Here is a 2453-nt window from a genome sequence, read left to right on the forward strand (position 1 = left end):
GTCCACCCGCTCGCCGGCGACGCCGTAGCCGATGCCCTTGTGGGCGATCGACGGCGCGGCGCTCTGCTTCGCCAGGGGTACCGAGATCGCGTACTCGTTGTTCTGCACGAAGAACACCACCGGCGACCTGAAGACAGCCGCGAAGTTCAGGGCCTCGTGGAAGTCGCCCTCGCTGGTCGCACCGTCCCCGCACAACGCCATCACCACGGTCGGCTCGCCCTTCAACCTGGCTGCGTGGGCGACGCCCACCGCGTGCAGGAGCTGGGTCGCCAGCGGGGTGGTCTGCGGCGCGACCAGGCGGTCCGTCGGGTCATAGCCGGAGTGCCAGTCGCCCTTGAGCAGGACGAGGACCTCGACCGGATCGACGCCACGGGCCACGGCCGCAGCGGTGTCGCGATAGGTCGGGAACAGCCAGTCCCCGTCGGCGAGGACCTGGGCGGCGCCGACCTGGCAGGCCTCCTGGCCGTGCGAGGAGGGATAGACCGCGAGCCGTCCCTGGCGCACGAGGGCGTAGGCCTGGTCGTTGAGCCGACGCGCGGCCACCAGCGCTTCGTACGCCCGGACCAGCGTGGCGTCGTCGGGCATGGTCTGGCCGTCGAGTCCGGTGGGCTGGCCCGCCGGATCGATCAGCTGGATGGGCTCGCGCGAAGGCAGCAGACCCAGGTCGTCTGTCATGGCTACAGCGTGCCTACGTTGCCGATCATGCGCCACAAATAGGCGAACATCGATAATATGTCGCCCGGAGGGTGTGTTTTGGATGACATTTGTCTAATTGTGACGGCCGTCACCTGAAAGGATGAGACGTTTGGCAACCCCGCTGGACGAGACCGACCGCGAGATCCTCGACGCGCTCAGGCGCGACGGGCGGATCTCGATGCGCTCGCTCGCCGAGACCGTCCACATCTCCCGGGCCAATGCCTATTCCCGCGTCGAGCGGCTCACCGCCGACGGGGTGATCCGCGGTTACCACGCCGACATCGACCCGGAGCTGAGCGGCTTCGGTACGTCGGCGTACGTCACCGTCAACCTTCGTCAGTCCCACTGGCGCCAGATCGAGCAACGCCTCCAGGCGTTGCCGGGCATCGCCCACATCGCCCTGGTCGGCGGCGAGTTCGACGCCGTGCTCCTGGTCCGGGCTCGTGACAACACCGACCTTCGGCGGCTGGTGCTTGAGCAGATCCTCGGCATCGAGGGCGTCCTCAGCACCCGCACCCTGCTCGTCTTCGAGGAACCCGCCACCGCCCCGGCGAGGCTGTCAGCGAACTGAGGGAGCCGACGGGCAGCTCGACCTCGCTACTGCGTCACCGACCGGAACGAGCAGCGTTGGCGACGCGCGAGGACCGCATCGGCCAACCGAAGCACGAAAAAGACCTCGTGCTCAGCTCAGGATTCTGGGTGATGGCCGGGAACCCGCCACGGCCGGACGGGGGCTTGGCGACCACGCGCCGAGCGAACCGACTCTGCGCCAGACACGCCCCTGGCCGTGCGGTGACGGGTCGGCCGCCGCTCACCCTGGGCGCCGGCACCCCTGGTGGCGAAGTAGAGGATGCCGGCGAACTGCTCGGCGAGCTGTGTCACCTCGGCGGTGGCGTCCGAGCTCTTCGCGTGGTGACCGAGCGAACCATGCGGGCCGTGCTCGACCGCGTCGTCGTTGACTTGACCGCCGAACTCCTCGGCAGGACCAGCGGTGGCGCCGCTCGGCGCCACCTGATGATCACGGGTGGCCTCGGTGTCCATGGGGCTACTCCTTGCGCGTGGGGGGTGGCTTAGCGAGATCGAAGCGCGACGCGAGAGCGCCGATGCGGCGCTCGAGCTCGTCGTAGACCGCGTCGAAGGCCTCGGGGCCGTTGTCGACGGGGTCGGGGATCGACCAGTGCATCTCGCCGGGGACCTTTGGTACCTCGTGGGCGCGATCGCAGACAGTGACCACGAGATCGTCGGGATCGAGCACGTCGTCGAACCGCTGCGGCTGGACGATGGGGAGGTCCAGCTCGCGACGGGCCGCGACGTCGATCGTTCCCGGGTTGATCCGGTCGGCGGGATGGGTGCCGGCCGAGGCTGCCGGGATCGTGCTGGCCTGCCGCCACAGCGCCGCAGCCAGGTGAGAACGGGCGGCATTGCCCGTGCACACGAACAGGACACGCCTGGGCACCGCCACGGGGGACGCGGTGCCCAGGCTCACGAGCGTGTCCTGCTCGAGGTGCAGGTACGTACGCCTCCCGTCACCCTCGGAATGATGACGGGACACGACGCCTGCGCTCATCAGCTTCTGCACGTGATGAGCAAACAAGTTCGACGGGACAGACAGCATCCCGGCGAGCTCTGTGGGGGAGGCATCACTTGTCTGGAGCCTGTCAACAATCCGAAGTCGCACTGGGTCGCCGAGTGCCGCGTGCACTGTGGCCCGGCGTTCCAGCTCGGATTGTTGCTCAGCATCCATTGAGTCAATAATT

The 2453-nt window shown here is 68.2% G+C and carries 4 protein-coding genes; 1 reads left to right on the top strand and 3 read right to left on the bottom strand.

Features of this window, described 5'->3' with window-relative positions; translation table 11 throughout:
* The coding region (locus tag ACRDPS_RS22295; protein WP_431503857.1) for a thiamine pyrophosphate-dependent enzyme at positions 1–675 on the bottom strand (675 nt) is incomplete at its 3' end.
* Between the two features lie 130 nt (positions 676–805).
* Between ACRDPS_RS22295 and ACRDPS_RS22300 the strand changes: the two genes are divergently transcribed.
* On the top strand, positions 806–1267 hold the full coding sequence (locus tag ACRDPS_RS22300) for an Lrp/AsnC family transcriptional regulator (RefSeq protein WP_431503858.1): 462 nt from the start codon (positions 806–808) through the stop codon (positions 1265–1267).
* A gap of 116 nt (positions 1268–1383) precedes the next feature.
* On the opposite strand, the gene ACRDPS_RS22305 is transcribed toward ACRDPS_RS22300, so the two are convergent.
* Both ACRDPS_RS22305 and ACRDPS_RS22310 read right to left on the bottom strand, forming a co-directional pair.
* Entirely contained in the window at positions 1384–1737 is a 354-nt protein-coding gene (locus ACRDPS_RS22305) for a hypothetical protein (protein WP_431503859.1), read from the bottom strand.
* Between the two features lie 4 nt (positions 1738–1741).
* Positions 1742–2275: a low molecular weight phosphatase family protein gene (locus tag ACRDPS_RS22310; RefSeq protein ID WP_431503860.1), complete on the bottom strand. Its 534-nt coding sequence runs from the start codon at positions 2273–2275 to the stop codon at positions 1742–1744.
* Between the last annotated feature and the right edge of the window lie 178 nt (positions 2276–2453).

It is taken from the genome of Nocardioides sp. (assembly GCF_050699375.1).
Classification (GTDB): domain Bacteria; phylum Actinomycetota; class Actinomycetes; order Propionibacteriales; family Nocardioidaceae; genus Nocardioides.